12 protein-coding genes are annotated in these 16,470 nt (G+C 75.1%); 6 read left to right on the top strand and 6 right to left on the bottom strand.

Going from position 1 to position 16,470, the window contains the following annotated elements; translation table 11 throughout:
- Positions 1-4: 4 nt before the first annotated feature.
- A complete protein-coding gene (locus tag BTM25_RS25340; protein WP_103565533.1) occupies positions 5-931 on the bottom strand; it encodes a hypothetical protein in 927 nt (308 codons plus the stop codon).
- A gap of 445 nt (positions 932-1,376) precedes the next feature.
- Here BTM25_RS25340 and sepH point away from each other — a divergent pair, with 445 nt between their 5' ends.
- Entirely contained in the window at positions 1,377-2,864 is a 1,488-nt protein-coding gene (gene sepH, locus BTM25_RS25335; RefSeq protein WP_103565532.1) for a septation protein SepH, read from the top strand.
- On the opposite strand, the gene BTM25_RS25330 is transcribed toward sepH, so the two are convergent.
- Both BTM25_RS25330 and BTM25_RS25325 read right to left on the bottom strand, forming a co-directional pair.
- Positions 2,836-4,323 carry a PH domain-containing protein gene (locus tag BTM25_RS25330; protein WP_103565531.1) on the bottom strand — a complete coding sequence of 496 codons (1,488 nt, stop codon included), beginning with the start codon at positions 4,321-4,323 and terminating at the stop codon, positions 2,836-2,838. The two genes, sepH and BTM25_RS25330, sit on opposite strands and share 29 nt — an antisense overlap.
- The gene (locus tag BTM25_RS25325; protein WP_103565530.1) at positions 4,320-4,883 is read right to left on the bottom strand and encodes a PH domain-containing protein; all 564 of its coding nucleotides are present in this window, start codon (positions 4,881-4,883) and stop codon (positions 4,320-4,322) included. Before BTM25_RS25325 ends, BTM25_RS25330 begins: the two co-directional genes overlap by 4 nt.
- 137 nt (positions 4,884-5,020) lie before the next feature.
- Here BTM25_RS25325 and BTM25_RS25320 point away from each other — a divergent pair, with 137 nt between their 5' ends.
- Positions 5,021-5,995 (top strand): ATP-binding cassette domain-containing protein, encoded by a 975-nt coding sequence (locus BTM25_RS25320; RefSeq protein WP_103565529.1) that lies wholly within the window; start codon positions 5,021-5,023, stop codon positions 5,993-5,995.
- Entirely contained in the window at positions 5,992-6,828 is an 837-nt protein-coding gene (locus tag BTM25_RS25315; protein WP_103565528.1) for an ABC transporter permease, read from the top strand. The genes BTM25_RS25320 and BTM25_RS25315 overlap by 4 nt, the downstream gene beginning before the upstream one ends.
- Positions 6,829-6,832: 4 nt before the next feature.
- Here the strand turns inward: BTM25_RS25315 and BTM25_RS25310 are convergent, their stop codons facing one another.
- Together BTM25_RS25310 and BTM25_RS25305 are read right to left on the bottom strand one after the other, a co-directional pair.
- Positions 6,833-10,063 (bottom strand): BTAD domain-containing putative transcriptional regulator, encoded by a 3,231-nt coding sequence (locus BTM25_RS25310; RefSeq protein WP_103565881.1) that lies wholly within the window; start codon positions 10,061-10,063, stop codon positions 6,833-6,835.
- Positions 10,064-10,161: 98 nt separating this feature from the next.
- The gene (locus tag BTM25_RS25305; RefSeq protein WP_103565527.1) at positions 10,162-11,523 is read right to left on the bottom strand and encodes an NAD(P)/FAD-dependent oxidoreductase; all 1,362 of its coding nucleotides are present in this window, start codon (positions 11,521-11,523) and stop codon (positions 10,162-10,164) included.
- Between the two features lie 329 nt (positions 11,524-11,852).
- On the opposite strand from BTM25_RS25305, the gene BTM25_RS25300 reads away from it, so the two are divergent.
- The 3 genes from BTM25_RS25300 to BTM25_RS25290 all read left to right on the top strand — a co-directional run bounded on the left by BTM25_RS25300 (position 11,853) and on the right by BTM25_RS25290 (position 15,337).
- Positions 11,853-12,434, top strand: a complete 582-nt coding sequence (locus tag BTM25_RS25300) for a YbhB/YbcL family Raf kinase inhibitor-like protein (RefSeq protein ID WP_103565526.1) — start codon at positions 11,853-11,855, stop codon at positions 12,432-12,434.
- 266 nt (positions 12,435-12,700) lie between these two features.
- Positions 12,701-14,491 (top strand): chromosomal replication initiator protein DnaA, encoded by a 1,791-nt coding sequence (locus BTM25_RS25295; RefSeq protein WP_146059148.1) that lies wholly within the window; start codon positions 12,701-12,703, stop codon positions 14,489-14,491.
- An 84-nt stretch (positions 14,492-14,575) separates the two neighbouring features.
- A complete protein-coding gene (locus BTM25_RS25290; protein WP_235828649.1) occupies positions 14,576-15,337 on the top strand; it encodes a carbonic anhydrase in 762 nt (253 codons plus the stop codon).
- 47 nt (positions 15,338-15,384) lie between these two features.
- On the opposite strand, the gene BTM25_RS25285 is transcribed toward BTM25_RS25290, so the two are convergent.
- Complete coding sequence (locus tag BTM25_RS25285; RefSeq protein WP_103565524.1) at positions 15,385-15,585, bottom strand: hypothetical protein; 201 nt, start codon at positions 15,583-15,585, stop codon at positions 15,385-15,387.
- Positions 15,586-16,470: the final 885 nt, after the last annotated feature.

Raw genomic sequence — 16,470 nt, 5'->3', positions numbered from 1 at the left:
CCGGTCAGGGCGTCGTCCGCTCGATCCCGCGCGGGGTCTCGGCGCCCCCGGCCGGCTGGGACGTGCTCGGCGCCGTGCTCGGCCGGGTCGTCGTCGGCGCCGGGGTCGTGGGCGTCGTGGTGCCCGGCGTCGGGGACGGGGTCGTCTCCGGCTTGGTCGTCGGCGTGGGCGACGTCGGCGCCGTCGGGGTCGGCGTGCCCGTCGGCTTCCCGGACGGCTGATGCGTCGGCGTGTGCGACGGCTTGCGCGCCTCTCCCCCGCCGAAGACCCGCACGACCGTGGGGCCGCGTCCGCCGTCCTTGCCGATCCCGCCCGCCGCGACCTCCCACAGCGTGATCCCGCCGATGACCAGCGCGAACACGACCGCCGACGACGCCGCGAGCTTCATCCAGTGGCGCCGCGTCCAGTCCCGGGTGTCGACGAGCGCGGCCCGCCAGGACGCCCGGCGCAGCGCGTCCTCGCCCGCCGCGTCGGCGAGCGCGCCCGCGACGGCCGCCGGGCCGTCCAGCCGGGTCGCGCCGGGATCGCCGCCGGGACCGCCGCCGGGCGGGAGCGGGACGTCGCGGCGGGTGGCGCCGGGGTCGAGCGCGGACGGGTCCAGGAGGGTCGCGTTCGGGTCGAGGCCCGTCCGCGCCGCCCAGGGCGCGGCCCGCGCCGGGTCGGCGGACGTCACGGCCGCCGCCGCGCGCTCGGCCTCGTCCCGGGCGAGGACGGCCGACACCAGGTGCGCCCGCTCCTTGATCTGTTCTTTGCCCCGGTCCAGGTAGTGCTTGGCGACGATGCCGCCCGCCGTGGACGCCACGCTCATGAACGCCGCGCCGATGATCGTCCCGTAGACGCCGAGGTAGGACGCTCCGACCGCCGCTCCCATGGTCGCCAGCCCGCTGGCGATCAATTGGGTGGTGCTCAGCTCCGGCAGCTTGCCCGGCATCGACGAACTCTCCCATCACGGTTGACCAGCAGGAATCCCGACAACAGGAACTAACGGGACGGCAAGGCTGTTCCAGTACCCGGACGTGAGGTTCGCAACCCGTCGGGACTGGAGTCCCCCCAAACCTTCGGGCACAGTGGGGTAAGGATCCAGGAAGAAAGCGCCGGGCGTCCCCGGACGGACGCCCGGCCCCCGGCAAGCTGGGCCGCAGCCGTCTTTCGGCTCGTGACGAGCGCTGCGGAGCGGCGATGTTCGGACATGCCGGGTACGGTGCTGGCAGCAGGTGTGTCCGGAAGACAGACTCGGGAATCCGGGGGAGGGCACGCATGCGCCCTCGGCAGGGGCCGGACGTCCGGCCGGTGCGAGCACGGCCCGGTCCGGGCTCGCGGCGGCGGGTGCCCGCGGCGCCCTCCGTGCCGTCAGGGACAGGGCAGGAAGGACACGCATGCAGGAGCTGCGCCTCGTCGCGGTCAGCGAGGACGGTACGTACCTCGTCCTGGCCACCGCGGGCCGAGGCACCCGGTTCACCCTGCCCGTCGACGACCGTCTGCGGGCGGCGGTCCGCGGGCACTTCTCCCGGCTCGGCCAGTTCGAGATCGAGGTGGAGAGCCCGTTGCGCCCGAAGGAGATCCAGGCCCGCATGCGCTCCGGCGAGACCGCCGAGGAGATCGCCGAGTCCGCCGGGATCCCCGTCGAGCGCGTCCGCTGGTTCGAGGGCCCGGTCCTGCAGGAGCGCGAGTACATGGCCCAGCAGGCGCGGCGCGTGGCGGTCCGCCGTCCCGGCGACTCCGCGCCCGGCCCCGCGCTCGGCGAGACCGTCGAGGAACGGCTCGCGCGCGGCGGCGTGGACCTGGAGGAGGCCGAGTGGGACTCCTGGAAGTGCGAGGACCGCACCTGGCGCATCCGGCTGTCGTTCTTCGAGGGCGGCCGGCCGCACGCCGCCGAGTGGGTCTTCGACCCGCGCCGCCGGCACGTGTCCCCGCTGGACGAGATCGCCGCGCGGCTGACCGCCGTGGACTGGGACGACGAGCCCGCCGCCGACCGGGTCACGCCGCTGCGCCGTCCCACGATGACGGTGGTGCCGGACGGGCGTGACGCCGCGCCGCCCGCGCGGGGACTGCCCGAACCGGTCCGGCCGCCGGCTCAGGAGCGTCCGCGCGTGCCCGAGCCGCGTCCCGAGCCCGCGCCCGAGCCGGTGCGGGCGCCCGCCGCGCCGTCCGCCGAGGACGACGCCGAGCGCGAGTACATCGTGGAGCGCGGCCGGATGGTCGACGCGCGCCCGGCGTTCGAGCCCGAGCCGGATTTCGACGACGAGATCACCGACGAGCCCGAGGTCGCCGACGAGGTCGCCGACGAGCCCGAGCCCGCCTTCGCGGACGAGCCCGAAGCCGAGATCGAGGCCGAAGCCGAGCTTGAAGCCGAGCCCGAGCCCGAGCCCGAGGCGGCGGACGAGCCGTCCGCGCCCGTCGCGGCCGAGCCCGAGGCCCCCGCACCCGCCGAGGAGCGTGCCGAGGAGTCGCGCGAGGACGTGCCGGAGGTCCCGGAGGAGGCCCCGGCCGCCGAGGCGCCCGCCGAACCCGAGCCGGAGCCCGAGCCGGAGCCCGTCGCCGAGGCGGAACCGGAGCCCGAACCCGAGCCGGTCGCGGAGGCCGAGCCCGAGCCCGAGCCGGTGCCCGAGCCCGCCCCCGCTCCGCAGGAGGAGCCGCCCCGGGTCGCCGCGCCGCAGCGTCCGCAGCATCCCCGGCCTGCGCAGAAGAAGAAGCCGACGACCCGTCCGTCGATGCCGGCGGCGTCCGACAAGCCGGTCGCCGCGACGGCGGCGTCCGACACCCCGGCGCAGCGCGCGGCGCGGGGGCGCCGCAAGCCGAAGGGCAAGCGCGCGTCCGTCCCGTCCTGGGACGAGATCATGTTCGGGGCGCGCCGCCCGGAGTAGCGTCCGGCGGCTCCAGGAACGGCAGCACCCAGTCCGGGGTGAGCGCGGCGGCGAACGCGACGGCGTCCCGCGCCGCCATGTCCAGCCCCGCGTAGCCGCCGTCGCCCGCGCCGACGGCGGCGTCCAGCGTGGCGAGCCCGGCGCGCCGCTGGAACAGCGACTGCCGCACGCGCCAGCCGACGACGGCCGTCCGGTCCACGACGACCTGGCGGCGCAGCAGCGACCCCGACCGCAGCGTGAACCGGGTCGCGTCGGCGGCGTGGCCGAGCTGCCGGTACCGGTCCAGCCCGAGCGGCACCGCGAGCACCGTGAGGACGGCGCACAGGACCGCGACGCCGCCCTGCCCGACGGAGGCCGCGACGACCCCGACGCCGAGCGGCGGCGCGGCGGCCCGCACGACGCGGCGGCCCCGCGCGGCGCGCGGATGCGCGGTGAGCGGCCCGGGGACGGGCCCGAGCACCCGTTCGGCGACCTCCGCCGCGTAGCCGCGCGGCGCGGCGGGCAGCAGCCGCCCCCGGTGCGCGGCGTCGCCGAGGCCGGTGACGAGCGCGCCGAGCCGCACGACGCGCGCGGCCCGCTCGAACGGGTTGTCGACCAGCTCGACGCCCCGGACGCGGCGCAGCTCCAGCGCCACGCTGCGGCGCGTGACGAACCCGCGCTCGGCGACCAGCGACCCGTCCCGCTCCCGGACGGTGAAGTCCCCGTTGAACAGCGTGAACACGATGACCGACATGACCGGCATGGCGACCAGCAGGACGGCCGCCGCCGCGACCACCGCCGCGCCGGGCAGCCCGGCGACGTCGTGTCCGAGCCGGGCGATCCGGTCGCGGGTGACGAGCCCGAGATCGTCCCCGACGTCGTAGAGGAAGCCGAGCAGGCTCCCCGCCAGCGCGAACGGCGTCAGCAGGTAGGCGCCGCTGAGCGGGGCGTACAGGTACCAGCGGCGCCGCATCCGGGCGAGGACGCGGACGCGCGGCGGCGCGTCCACGGCGGTCCGGGCCAGCAGGACGCGCCGCAGCCGGGCCGCCTCGCGCCGCGACACGGCGTTCAGCTCGCCCTCGCCGCCGTCCGCGCCCGCGTCCACGCGCACGACCGCGAGACCGAGCAGCCGGTGACCGAACGACGTGGTGACGTCCACGCCCCGGATCCGGTCGCGGGGGATGCTCTTGACCGTCCGGCGGATCAGCGACCGGCGCAACTCGATCCGGTCGTCGCGGACGGTGTAGGTGAACGTCGCCCACACCGTGACGTGGAAGGCCAGCCCGAACGCCATCCCGATCAGCGTGAAGTAGAACGCCGTGGACACGCCGCCGACGAGCAGCCCGGTCGCCCCGGCGGCCAGCAGCGCCATCAGCTCGCGGGTCGCGCCGACGACGAACGTCAGCGGGTGCAGGCGCTGGCGCCCGGCCGGGGCGACGGCCCCGCGCTCCCCCGGCGGGCGCGTCGCCGGACCGGTCACGTCGCGTCGTCGCGCAGGTCGTGGGCGCGGTGGGCGAGGTCGGCGGCGAGCCGGACCGCGACGTCCACCGGCAGCCCCGTCAGCTCCGACGACCCGGTGTGCGACGCGGTGTTGATCTCGACGGTGGCCAGCCCGAGCAGCCGCTCCAGCCAGCCCTGCCCGGCCGTCGCGGTCTGGATCCGCCCGACCGGGACGAGCAGCCACTCCCGGTCGAACCAGCCGGTGCGGGTGTAGACGACGTCGGCGCTGACCTCCCAGCGGTGGACGCGGTACCGCCAGACGGGCGCGATCGCGGCGGTGAGCGTCCCGGCGACGCCGATCACGACCGGGAGCAGGGCCGCGTGCCGGGCGAGGAGGCCGGGGGTGCCCGTCCAGTCCGCCGACCCGGCCCAGGCGGCGACGCCGAGCGCGAGCCCGAACGCCAGGCCGAAGACCAGGACGTACTCGATCGTCCAGTGCGCGATGGCGCGGCGGGAGACGTGGTGGGCGGGCGGGCGCAGGCGCGGCGCCGGGGGGACGTCCCCGCCGTCGTCCCGAGGGGCGCCCCGAACCGCCGTCACGGGACGAGTCTACGGGGGCGCGCCCGCCGGGCCGCGTGTGCGCGCCCTGTCAGCGCCGTGTGCGGGAACTGTCAGTGGCGTGGAGCACACTTGGGGCATCGGGCGGCGAACCGCCACGCATCACAGAAGGAGGGGACATGTCCCACGCGATCCGGGCCGACGGCCTGGAGAAACGCTTCGGCGAGACCGTCGCGCTCGCCGACGTCTCGCTGAGCGCCGAGGCCGGCACCGTCCTCGGGGTCCTCGGCCCGAACGGCGCCGGCAAGACGACCACGACGCGCATCCTCGCGACGCTGACCGCCCCGACGGCGGGCCACGCCGAGGTCGGCGGCTTCGACGTCACCACGCACGCCCACCAGGTGCGGCGGCTCATCGGGCTCACCGGCCAGTACGCCGGGGTGGACGAGATGCTGACCGGCGCGGAGAACCTGCTGCTCATCGGGCGGCTGCTCGGGATGTCCCGCAAGGACGCCAAGGCCCGCGCGGCCGAGCTGCTGGAGCGGTTCCGGCTGTCCGACGCCGCCGAGCGCGCCGCCAAGACGTTCTCCGGCGGCATGCGGCGCCGCCTCGACCTGGCCGCCAGCCTCGTCGGACGGCCGCAGATCCTCTTCCTGGACGAGCCCACCACCGGTCTCGACCCGCGCAGCCGGGGCGACCTGTGGGAGATCGTCCGAGGGCTGACCGGCGACGGCGTGACCGTCCTGCTCACCACGCAGTACCTGGAGGAGGCCGACCAGCTCGCCGACGACATCGTCGTCATCGACCGGGGGCGCGTGATCGCCAGCGGCACGCCGGACGCGCTGAAGTCCCAGGTCGGCGGGCAGGTCCTGGAGGTCTCGCCGGTGGACGCGGCCGACCGGGAGGCCGCCGCCAAGATCGTCGGCGAGCTGGCGGAGGCCGAGCCGGAGATCCGCGACGCGCTGGTCTCGGTGCCCGTCGCGGACACGGGCGTCATGCCCGCCGTCGTCCGCCGCCTCGACGACGCGGGCATCGCCGTGGCCGAGCTGTCCCTGCGCCGGTCCAGCCTGGACGAGGTGTTCTTCGCCCTGACCGGCCACCACACCGACGACGCGGCCGGGGACCCCGCCGCGCGAGAGGAGGTCTCGGCATGACGACCGCGACCGCCGCCCGGCCGGGGCTCGCCACGCGCGTGACGCCCGTCGAGGCGTTCCGCCAGACGTTGACGCTGACCTGGCGCAACCTGGTGCAGATCAAGCACAACCCGATGGAACTGGTCGACCTGAGCATCCAGCCGATCATGTTCGTGCTGCTGTTCGCCTACGTGTTCGGCCCCGCGATGGCCGGGAGCGTGTCGGCGTACATGCCGATCCTCATCCCGGGGATCATCGTGCAGAACGCGCTGTTCGCGTCCATGACGACGGGCACCGGCCTGAACGCCGACGTCGGCAAGGGCGTGTTCGACCGGTTCCGCAGCCTGCCGATCGCGCGGAGCGCGCCGCTCGCCGGACGGATCCTCGCCGACACGGTGAAGCAGGTCTGGTCGATGGCCATCCTGCTCGGCGTGGGCCTGCTCATCGGGTTCCGGATCGAGACGTCGTGGCTGAACCTCGTCCCGGCGTTCCTGCTGCTCCTGGCGTTCGCGCTGCTGTTCTCGTGGGCGTCGGTGTTCATCGGGCTCGCCGTGGACGCGCCGGAGAAGGTCCAGATCTTCGGGTTCACGGTCATCTTCCCGATCACGTTCCTGTCGAACGCGTTCATCCCCGTCTCCGACCGCTACCCCGGCTGGATCCGGACGATCATGGAGAACAACCCGGTGTCCAAGCTCGGCGACGCGCTGCGGGGCCTGCTCGTCGGGCACCCGGTCGGGAACCCGGCGGGCGACCAGCCGGTCGGCGGCCCGGCCCTGACCGCGCTGCTGTGGGGCGTGGCGATCGCGGCCGTGTTCATCCCGCTGTCGCTGCGGATCTTCCGCCGCAACGTGTGAGCCGTCAGCCGGCCGCGCCCGCCCGCGCCGGGCCGGACGCGGCGGCGACCTCGGCGAACGTCACGGCGCGGCCCCGGTCGCGGGCGGCGGTGAACGCGGGCCCGCCGAGGGCGGCGCGGACGGCGCTCTCCACGGCCGTGACGTCGGCCAGCGCCAGATCGGGCCCGCCGCGCAGCGCCTCGGCCGTGCCGAGCAGTTCGGCGGCCCGGACGGCGTCGCCGTCGTGCAGGGCCAGCGCGGCGGCCCCGCCGAGGGCGTAGGCGAGGACGGGGTAGTCCGTCGCCGCGACGGCCGCGCGCAGGGCCCGGTCGCACCGGTCGCGGGCGGCGGCGCCGTCCCCGTCGGCCAGGTCCAGCAGCGCGCCGGACGTCAGCACGGTCGCGTGGAACTGCGGCGGCCCGGTGAGCCGGGCGGCGGCGGCCTCGGCGGCGGCGAACCGGGCGCGGGCCTCGTCCCGGCGGCCGAGCCGCAGCGCGAGCACGCCGAGCCAGTAGGTCATGAGCGCGGTGGCCTCCGGGGCGCCCGCGCGCTCGGCCCGGCGCCGCCCGTCGATGAGGACGGCCGTCGCGCGGTCCCGCTCGCCCGCCAGGAACAGGGAGTTCGCGAGCTTGGTCCGGGAGAACGGGTTCACCGCCTCGCCCTCCCCGAGGCCCTCCTGGAGCCGCAGCGCCTCGGTCAGCAGCCGCGCCGCCGCCCGGTGCGCGCCGTCGCGGGCGAGCAGTTCGGCGCGCGCGTCGAGGGTGAACGCCAGGCCCCAGCGGTCGCCCGCCGTCCGGAACGCCTCCTCGGCGCACGCGTAGTGCTCGGCGAGCCGGGCCGTCCGGCCGAAGTTCCCCGCGACCTGCCCGCACGCGAACGCCGCCACCCCGCGCACCCACGGGTCGGGGTCGGCGCGGAGGGCGCGCAGCGCCGGGATGTCCTCGCCGTCGGGGATCATCGCCTCGCTCCACCCGCTGCCGAACAGCTCGTACATCACGGTCACCAGCCGCAGCACCGGGTGGGCCGGCGTCTCCCCGGACGCGGCCACGATCGCGTGGGCCTCGCGCAGCCAGGCCAGGGCGTCGGCCGAGTGCTCGCCGTCCATCAGCGGCATCGCCGAGACCGCGAGCGCGAGCGCGGTCGTCGCGTCGCGCGGGACGTCCGGCAGCGCCAGCGCCTGCGCCATGTGCTCGCGGGTCTCGGCGGCCCGGCCGCGCAGGTACCAGTACCAGCCGAGCGCCGCGCAGAACCGGACGGCGCTCCGGGCGTCCCCGGCCGCGACCGTCCCGCGCAGCGCCGCGTTCAGGTCGTCGTGCTCGGCCGTGAGCCGGGCCAGCCAGACGAGCTGGTCCGCGCGGTGCAGGTGCGGCGCGGCCGTCTCGGCGAGGTCCAGGAAGTAGGCCGCGTGCGCCCGCCGCACCGCCGCCTCCTCGCCGGACTCGGCCAGCCGGTCCAGCCCGTAGGCGCGGATCGTCTCCAGCATCCCGTAGCGGGGCGTGCCGCCGGACGCGTCCACGGTGACGAGCGACTTGCCGACCAGCGCGATCAGCACGTCCAGCACGTCCGCGCCGTCCAGCCCGGCTCCCGCCCCGACGGTCTCGGCGGCGTCCAGCGTCGCGCCGCCGTGGAACACCGCCAGCCGCCGCCACAGCGCCCGCTCGGGCGCGGTGAGCAGGTCGAAGCTCCAGTCCACGACGGCGCGCAGCGTCCGGTGCCGGGGCAGCGCCGTCCGGCTGCCCGCGCGCAGCAGCCGGAACCGGTCGTCGAGCCGGTCGGCGACCTGCGCCGGGGTCAGCGCGCGCAGCCGCGCGGCGGCCAGCTCGATCGCCAGCGGCACGCCGTCCAGCGCCCGGCAGATCCGCAGGACGCCCGCGGCGTTCTCGTCGGTGACCGCGAACCCCGGCGCCGCCGCTGCCGCCCGCTCGGCCAGCAGCCGGACGGCCGGGTACCCGAGCGCCGCCGCCGCGTCCACCGGCCCCGGCGGCGCCGCCAGCGGACCGACCGGCCACAGCGCCTCGCCGGTGATGCCGAGCGGCTCCCGGCTGGTGGTGAGGATCCGGACGTCCGGGCAGCCCGCCAGCACCCGGTCGGCGAGCCGCGCCGCCGCGTCCAGCAGGTGCTCGCAGTTGTCCAGGACGAGCAGCAGCCGCCGTCCGCGCAGCGCCCGGACGAGCCGGTCCAGCGGGTCCCGTGCCTCCCGCGCGGGCAGCCCGCCGCGCACGCCGGGCCCGAGGCCCGCGCCGGGCAGCCGCAGCGCCGCGAGCACGGCCGGGACGACTTCGCCCGGGTCCTCCACCGGCGCCAGCTCGACGTTCCAGACGCCGTCGGGGAACCCGGCCGCCCGCGCGCCCGCCTCCAGCGCCAGCCGCGTCTTGCCCGCGCCGCCCGGCCCGGTGAGCGTGACGAGCCGTCCGGCGGCCAGCAGCCCGGCGACGCGCTCCAGGTCGCGGTCGCGGCCGACGAAGCTGGTCAGCGGGGCGCGCAGGTTGCCCGGCGGCGGCTCGGCCGGGGCCGCGGCCGGCGGCGCCAACAGGACCGGGTCCCGCCGCAGCATCGCGACGTGCAAGTCCGCCAGCTCCGGCGACGGGTCGACGCCCAGCTCGTCGGCCAGCTCCCGGCGCAGCGCCGCGTACTCGGCGAGCGCGTCGGCCTGGCGTCCCGCCGCGTACAGGGCGCGGATCAGCCGGGCCCGCAGCGGCTCGCGGAGCGGGTCGGCGGCGGCCAGCGCCGCCAGCTCGGGGATCAGCCCGGCGTGGCCGCCGAGCGCGAGGTCGGCGTCCAGCCGCTCCTCCAGCGCCGCCCGGCGCAGCGCCTCCAGCCGCGCGGCGCGCGCGTCGGCGGCCGGACGGCCCCGCGCGTCGGCCAGCGCGGGCCCGCGCCACAGGTCCAGCGCCGCGCGCAGCCCGGCGGCGCGCTCGGCGGCGGTCCCGGCGCGGCGGGCGGCGGCGACGCGGGTCTCGAAGTCGTGGGCGTCCACCGCCTCGGGCGGCACCGCCAGCCGGTACCCGGCGGGCCCGGACGGCACCAGGTCGCGCCCGATCGCCGCCCGCAGCCGCGACACGAGCGACTGGACGGCGTTCGGCGCGGCGGCGGGCGGGTCCTCGCCCCACAGCGCGTCGACCAGCGCGTCCACCGCGACGGGCCGGCCGGCGTCCAGCGCGAGCACCGCCAGCAGCGCCCGCAGGCGCGCCCCGCCCACCGCGACGGCGCGGCCGTCCGCCGTGACCTCAAGCGGGCCGAGAATCGCGATCCGCACCAGGTGATTGTGCCCCATCCAGGGCACCGGGCCGAGACGTGCGGACGCCCCGGCGGTCACGGGGACCGCCGGGGCGTCCGGCCGGGAGGACGGGCGGGTCAGGCCGCGTTCTCCTTCGGCTTGGCGTCCGCCGTCGCGGCCAGCTCGAACTCGGCGCGCGGCTGCTCGATGCTGCCGAGCGAGACGGTCTCGCGCTTGAAGAACAGCGCGAGCGTCCAGTCGGCCAGGACGCGGACCTTGCGGTTGAAGGTCGGGACCCGCGACACGTGGTACGTGCGGTGCATGACCCAGGCCGGGAAGCCCTTGACCTTGATCCCGTAGGTGTTCGCGACGCCCTTGTGCAGGCCGAGGCCCGCGACCGAGCCCACGCTGTTGTGGACGTACGGCTTCAGCGACTTGCCGCGCAGCGCCCGGACGAGGTTGTCCGCGAGCACCTTCGACTGCCGCACCGCGTGCTGGGCGTTCGGGGCGCAGAACATGCCGTCCTGGGTCAGGTCCGGCACGGCCGCGTTGTCGCCGGCGGTGAACGCGCGGACGACGCCCTCGACCGTCAGGTACTCGGTCGCCTTCACCTGGCCGCGCTCGTTGAGCGGAAGGTCGGAGTTGCGGACGACCGGCGCCGCCTTCACCCCGGCCGTCCAGACGAGCGTGCCCGCCGGGAAGCTGCTGCCGTCCGAGCACTCGATGACGCCGCCGACGGCCGACTGGAGGAACGTCTTGAGCTTGACGTCGATGCCACGGCCGCGGAGCTGCTCGGCCGTCCAGCGGCCCATGTCCGGGCCGACCTCGGGCAGGATGCGGTCGGCGGCCTCGACGAGGACGAACCGCAGGTCCTGCGGGGTGACCTTGCGCATGTACTGGACCGCGCCGCGGGCCATGTCCTCCAGCTCGGCGAGCGCCTCGACGCCCGCGAAGCCGCCGCCGACGAACACGAAGGTCAGCGCCTTGCGGCGGATCTCCTCGTCGTCGGTCGACTCGGCGATCTCGAGCTGCGCCAGCACGTGGTTGCGCAGGTGGATCGCCTCGCCGATGGTCTTGAAGCCGATGCCGTTCTCGGCCAGGCCGGGGATCGGGAGGGTGCGGGAGACCGAGCCGGCCGCCATCACGAGGTAGTCGTAGGAGATGCGCTCCGGCGGCCCGGCGAGGGGCTGGACGATCGCCCATCGCTCGGCGTGGTTCAGCTCGGTCACGCGGGCGTTGCGGACGACGCAGCGGGGCAGCACCCGGCGCAGCGGCGCGACGACGTGGCGCGGGGACACGTTCCCCGCGGCGGCCTCGGGAAGGAACGGCTGGTACGTCATGTACGAGTTCGGGTCCACGACGGTGATGCTGACGTCGCCCCGCTTCAGCTCGCGGCGCAGCTTCTTCTGCAGTCGCAGAGCGGTGTACATGCCCACATAGCCGCCACCCACGATGAGGATGTGGGGAGCGCCAGAGGTTCCCTCGGCGGTCCTGGCCATTGCGGCCCTCCAATGTTCACGGTCGGCTTGTGAAGACATTCACAAGCTAGCCGATGGCACGGGCCAAACGCCAACCGGTATCCGTGAAAGAACGCATCTTCTTTCCGTCCGGGCAAATTGGACCGCGCCCAGGGCGTGAACTTCGCCACTCCTTCTCCCGGAAACGGCCATCTGGCAGCAAACGACGCATGACTAACGTCACACCACGAATCTGCCGGGGCTCGCGGTGCCGCGAGGCGAAGTCCCGTCCCACCCCGCCGCACACTCTATGGTTGGGGCGGACGAGGAAGGGGGCGCCCGCGCGGGCGTGCGACGCGGGACGAAGCATCATGAGCATTGACCGACGCCCGGCCCTGGCCGCGGCGGGCGCGCTCGCGCTCACCGCGCTGCTGAGCGGCTGCGGAACGGTCGGCCTGCCGGAGAACGCCAGCGCCGAGCTTTCCGACGGTTTCACCGTGACCAGCCCCGCGTTCCATGATGGCGGCGACTTGCCCACGCGATTCGCCTGCGCCACGTACTCTGGCTCCGACGCCCTGGGCCGGACCCCGCCGCTGCGGTGGTCCGGGGCGCCGACGGGCACGCGGTCGTTCGCCATCGTCATGGACGACCCGGACGCCAGCGACGGGGCCTACGTGCACTGGGTGTACGCGGGCATCGACGGCAACAGGCAGGAACTCGTCGAGGGCACCCATTTGGACAAGACGGTGGAGGGGCTCAACACCGGCAAGAAGGTGGGCTACAAGCCGCCGTGCCCGCCCAAGGGGGAACGGCACCGCTACCGGTTCACCATCTACGCCCTGAACTCCCCCGCGCCGTTCGCGAACGGGGCACCGCTCAAGGACTCGCTCGCCGCGATAGCCGAGCACGTCATCGCCCGGGGCAGGATCACCGGGAACCTCGGCGGCAGGTAGGCGCGTTCAGTCATGAGGCCGTCCCGCCCGCGATGCCGCCGGAGTCCCGATCCGGGACCCCGGCCGACAGACAGGCGCCGTCCGGCCGGACTGGCCGTACGGCACACCGCCATGTGAGGGTAGATGTGCACGAAGGGTGTGACAACGGTCATAGCGGTCGGCCAGAATCAATCTAGGTCCGCGGGAAACCGGCTGCTTGCGACAATGGGCACGGCCCCGTGGTCCGTGCCTGGGACTCTCGCCGGGCCAAGGCATTGGGTGGTGGCATGACTTCTTACATCGTGGTCTTCGGCCTGATCGTGGTCGTCGTCCTCGTGGTGATCCTCGTCGCCCTGGGGCTGCGCGCCAGCAGAGCCGGGCAGGACGACGACGACTGGATGGACGAGGAGCCGCAGCAGCCCCGGGGCCGCCGCGCCGCTCCCCCCGTCCCGGAGCAGCAGGCCGACGACGGTTACGGGCACGACGCCGACGGCTACGGCGCCGCCCCGCAGCCCGGCGCCCCCGCCGAGGCCCCCGAGTTCGACCGCCGCGTCGCCGGGGGCGGCGGCCCGCTCGCCGCCCCGCCCTCCGCCGCGCCGGCCGCCCCGCCCCGGGGCGGGTCCAGCGACGAGCTGGAGGACGACGACTACTGGGCGACGATCACCTTCGACAAGCCCAAGTTCCCCTGGCAGCACGACGAGAGCGGCGACCGGCCCGAGCCGGACCCGGCGGCCGACCCGCTGAACGTCCAGGCGGCGCAGGCGGGACCGCAGCCCGGGCCCCAGACCGGCCCGCAGCCGGTCGAGCCGCCCGGCCTCACCCAGCCGGTCCCGGCGGACATGTTCCCCAATGGCGTGCCCGGCTCCACCGGCCCGCAGCAGACGCCCGGGTCGTTCGCGCCCGCCGCGTTCGGCGCCGACCCCTCCGCGACGGCCAGCGACCCGCTCCCGGTCGAGCAGCCGTCCTACGAGCCGCCGTCCTACGACCAGCCGGTGTACGAGCAGCAGCAGCCCTCGTACGACCAGCCGTCGTACGAGCAGCCCTCCTACGGGCGCACCGAGCAGCAGGGCTACCCGGACAAGCCGGGCTACGGCGAGTCCTACCCGGACTCCCAGCCGACGTACGGCACGCCGGAGCCCGCTCCGTCCTACGACTCCTCGCCGTACGGCGGCGACCCGCTCGGCGGGGGCCTGTCGGTGCCGCCCGCGGCGACGCCGTCCCCCGCGTCGTCGTTCGACCGGCCGTCCGACCCGCTCGGGCTGCCGCTCGGCCGCGCCGAGGAGCCCGCCGCGCCCGCCGCGAGCTGGGACTCCGGGCCGCTCGCCCCGCCGCCCGCCCCGCCCGTCACGCCGCCCGTCGCCCCGCCGGTCACCCCGGCCGCGCCGCAGCCGGCCGCCGCGGACGCCGACGGCGGCAGCAAGCTCCCGACCGTGGACGAACTGCTCCAGCGCATCCAGTCCGACCGGCAGCGGTCCGCGAGCACGCCGTCGGCGTCGGGCGAGACGCAGAGCACCTCCTACGGGAGCGGGCTCCCCGACCCGCTCGGCGCCGACCCGCTGAGCACCGGGCCGTCCTACGGCGGGTCCTCGTGGTCGCCGCCGGCGCCGGCCGCGCCGTCCTACGACCCGGACGCGTCCGGGTCGTCCAGCGGCGGGTACTCCACCGGCGGGACGGGCGGATTCGGGACGCCCGGCGACGGCTACCCGAGTTCCCCGTACGGCGACCCGCTGAGCACCGGCCCGACGTACGGCGGGTCGTCCTCCTACGGGACGACGGGCGAGCAGCCGTCCGAGCCGAGCCGCTACGGCGACTTCAGCGGCAGCAGCTACAGCGGCTCGGGCGACCCCCTCGGCACGGGCGGCACCCCCGCGCCGTCCTACGACCCGAACGCCACGCAGGCGTACGGCGGCGGGTACTTCGGGCCGTCCTCGAGCGGCCAGGACCAGCAGGGCGGCAACCAGGCCGCGCCCGGCGCCCCGGCGCCCGAGAACGGCGGCCGGTACGGGTCGTCCTATCCCGGCCAGGAGCCGCGTTCCCCGCAGGACGACTGGGAGAACCACCGCGACTACCGGCGCTGACGGGCGTCCGCGCCGGACCGGCGCACCATGAGGGAAGGGTCACCGCACCGCGCGGTGACCCTTTTCATTTGGTATGAAAGAGATGTGACAGGTGATTTGTCTGCATCGCGTCCTTCGTCCCAGCGCTGGTGGGCCCCCTGGTCCAACCGGAAGCGCCGGACCCCGGCCGACCTCGACGCCCCCGGGGTCTCGCCGAGCGACGTGCTGCTCGACGGCGTCCGCGACTACCACGGCACGATGGCGCCGCTCGTCCGGCCGATCATGGCCGAGCTGGCGTTCGCGCAGAAGCCCCAGCACCTCTTCATCACCTGCGTGGACTCGCGCGTGGTGCCCAACATCATCACCGCGAGCGGTCCCGGCGACCTGTTCATCAACCGCAACGTCGGGAACCTGGTGCCGCGCTCCGGCTCCCGGACGCCGGACGACTCGGTGGCCGCGACCGTCGAGTACGCGGTGAACGTCCTCGGCATCCGCACCATCACCGTCTGCGGCCACTCCAACTGCGGCGCGATGGCCGCCCTGCTCGCGGGCGGCACCGAGGTCGAGCACCTGCGCTCGCTGACGCACTGGCTGCGCCACGGGCACCGCAGCCTCGCCCGTTTCCTGGACGAGGGCCCCGACGAACGCGCGCCGCTGGCCCGCCTCTGTCAGATCAACGTGGAACAGCAGCTCGACAACCTGCTCACCTACCCGTGGCTGCGGACGATGGTGGACGCCGGGGACGTCGAGTTGGTCGGCCTCTACCTGGACCTGGAGTCCGCCGAGGTCAGCGCCCTGAACCGCGAGACGCGCGAGTTCGCCCCGGTGGCGGGCACGCCGCCCCAGGAACCCGTCCCGGCCCCCTGACACGCCGTCCGGGCCGTCCCGCTCCGGTGCGGGACGGCCCGTCCGCGTCAGCGGCGCACGAGCCGCTCGTCGTCGCGCGCGGCGCCGCCGCCGCGCACGTACATTCCGGTGAGCCGCCGCGCACGGCGCGCGTGCGCCGAGGACGCCGGCTGGAACAGGGAGTCGTTGCGGCTGGCCCGGGCGAAGTCCACGAGCCAGCCGATGAGCAGGAGGGGCACCAGCGCGCCCGCCAGCAGAAGGACGATCATCTGCACTCCTCTCCGCGGGGCTCGTCGCGCCCCGCCGGCCGCCGCCGCCCAACGCCGCCGACCGGCCGTGTTCCTCACGGTAGGCCGGTCGACCGCACGACTTTGTGTCCGGCGACCCGAACTTTCCGGTAATTCGCCACACCCCACCCACAAACGAAAAACCCGCCACACGGCTCGGCCGCAAGCGCCGTCGCGCCGACGGCATCGGCGCGCGACTCGTCCTCGATGCACGACACACCCCGAACGACCGCAGGCCGACAGGGCCGACACGGAGGCAAAACATCCACATCAACCGGATGTGGACGAAAGATCCGAAAGGGCCATCCAGCCGCAGCACACTTTCTGAAGGACCACCGAATTACCCGGCCCTTCATCCGCCAGCAACGGCCCCCGCCGCCCCCTGGCGTTCGCATCGAAGAACAATGACCAAACCTTGACCGGAAGGGTCTTGCACCAGACAAGCAATCTTTACATCTGTGACATATATCACCGAACACCATCAACTTGTGGCCACTATATTGACCAGCAATGGGTGGCATAGACGCGTTTCCAGCGCGTTAACGTACTTCAATTTTAAGTTACATAATGCGTCATGCCGAAAGTAGTGGAACGGGGGAAGGGTGTAATGCTGGAAGGACGCACTGTAAAACGGCCAGGCTGATACCAACGATCCTCGTGGTCGGCAATTCGAGCACCGGCGGCCGGACGGACCCGCGCCTCATCCGCTTTGACGAGCGCCGCGCTGGAACGTTACCGAGGGATCGCCCGCAGCGAACCGGCCGGACCCGAGCAGCCCGTCCGCCCACCGGGGATCGCCACGGCGACCGGCGCCGGGCCGCCACCGGCATGTGATCGCCCTTCAGTGCGATGCCGCGGACCGGCACA

The sequence above is a fragment of the Actinomadura rubteroloni genome (assembly GCF_002911665.1).
Taxonomy (GTDB): domain Bacteria; phylum Actinomycetota; class Actinomycetes; order Streptosporangiales; family Streptosporangiaceae; genus Spirillospora; species Spirillospora rubteroloni.
The sequence above is the reverse complement of the archived record's forward strand: the minus strand, read 5'-3'. Positions and strand labels throughout refer to the sequence as shown.

Coding starts and splice junctions, on each gene's coding strand:
- BTM25_RS25340 (WP_103565533.1), bottom strand. CDS start 931: ATGCCGGGCAAGCTGCCGGAGCTGAGCACCACCCAATTGATCGCCAGC.
- sepH (WP_103565532.1), top strand. CDS start 1,377: ATGCAGGAGCTGCGCCTCGTCGCGGTCAGCGAGGACGGTACGTACCTC.
- BTM25_RS25320 (WP_103565529.1), top strand. CDS start 5,021: ATGTCCCACGCGATCCGGGCCGACGGCCTGGAGAAACGCTTCGGCGAG.
- BTM25_RS25315 (WP_103565528.1), top strand. CDS start 5,992: ATGACGACCGCGACCGCCGCCCGGCCGGGGCTCGCCACGCGCGTGACG.
- BTM25_RS25305 (WP_103565527.1), bottom strand. CDS start 11,523: ATGGCCAGGACCGCCGAGGGAACCTCTGGCGCTCCCCACATCCTCATC.
- BTM25_RS25300 (WP_103565526.1), top strand. CDS start 11,853: ATGAGCATTGACCGACGCCCGGCCCTGGCCGCGGCGGGCGCGCTCGCG.
- BTM25_RS25295 (WP_146059148.1), top strand. CDS start 12,701: ATGACTTCTTACATCGTGGTCTTCGGCCTGATCGTGGTCGTCGTCCTC.
- BTM25_RS25285 (WP_103565524.1), bottom strand. CDS start 15,585: ATGATCGTCCTTCTGCTGGCGGGCGCGCTGGTGCCCCTCCTGCTCATC.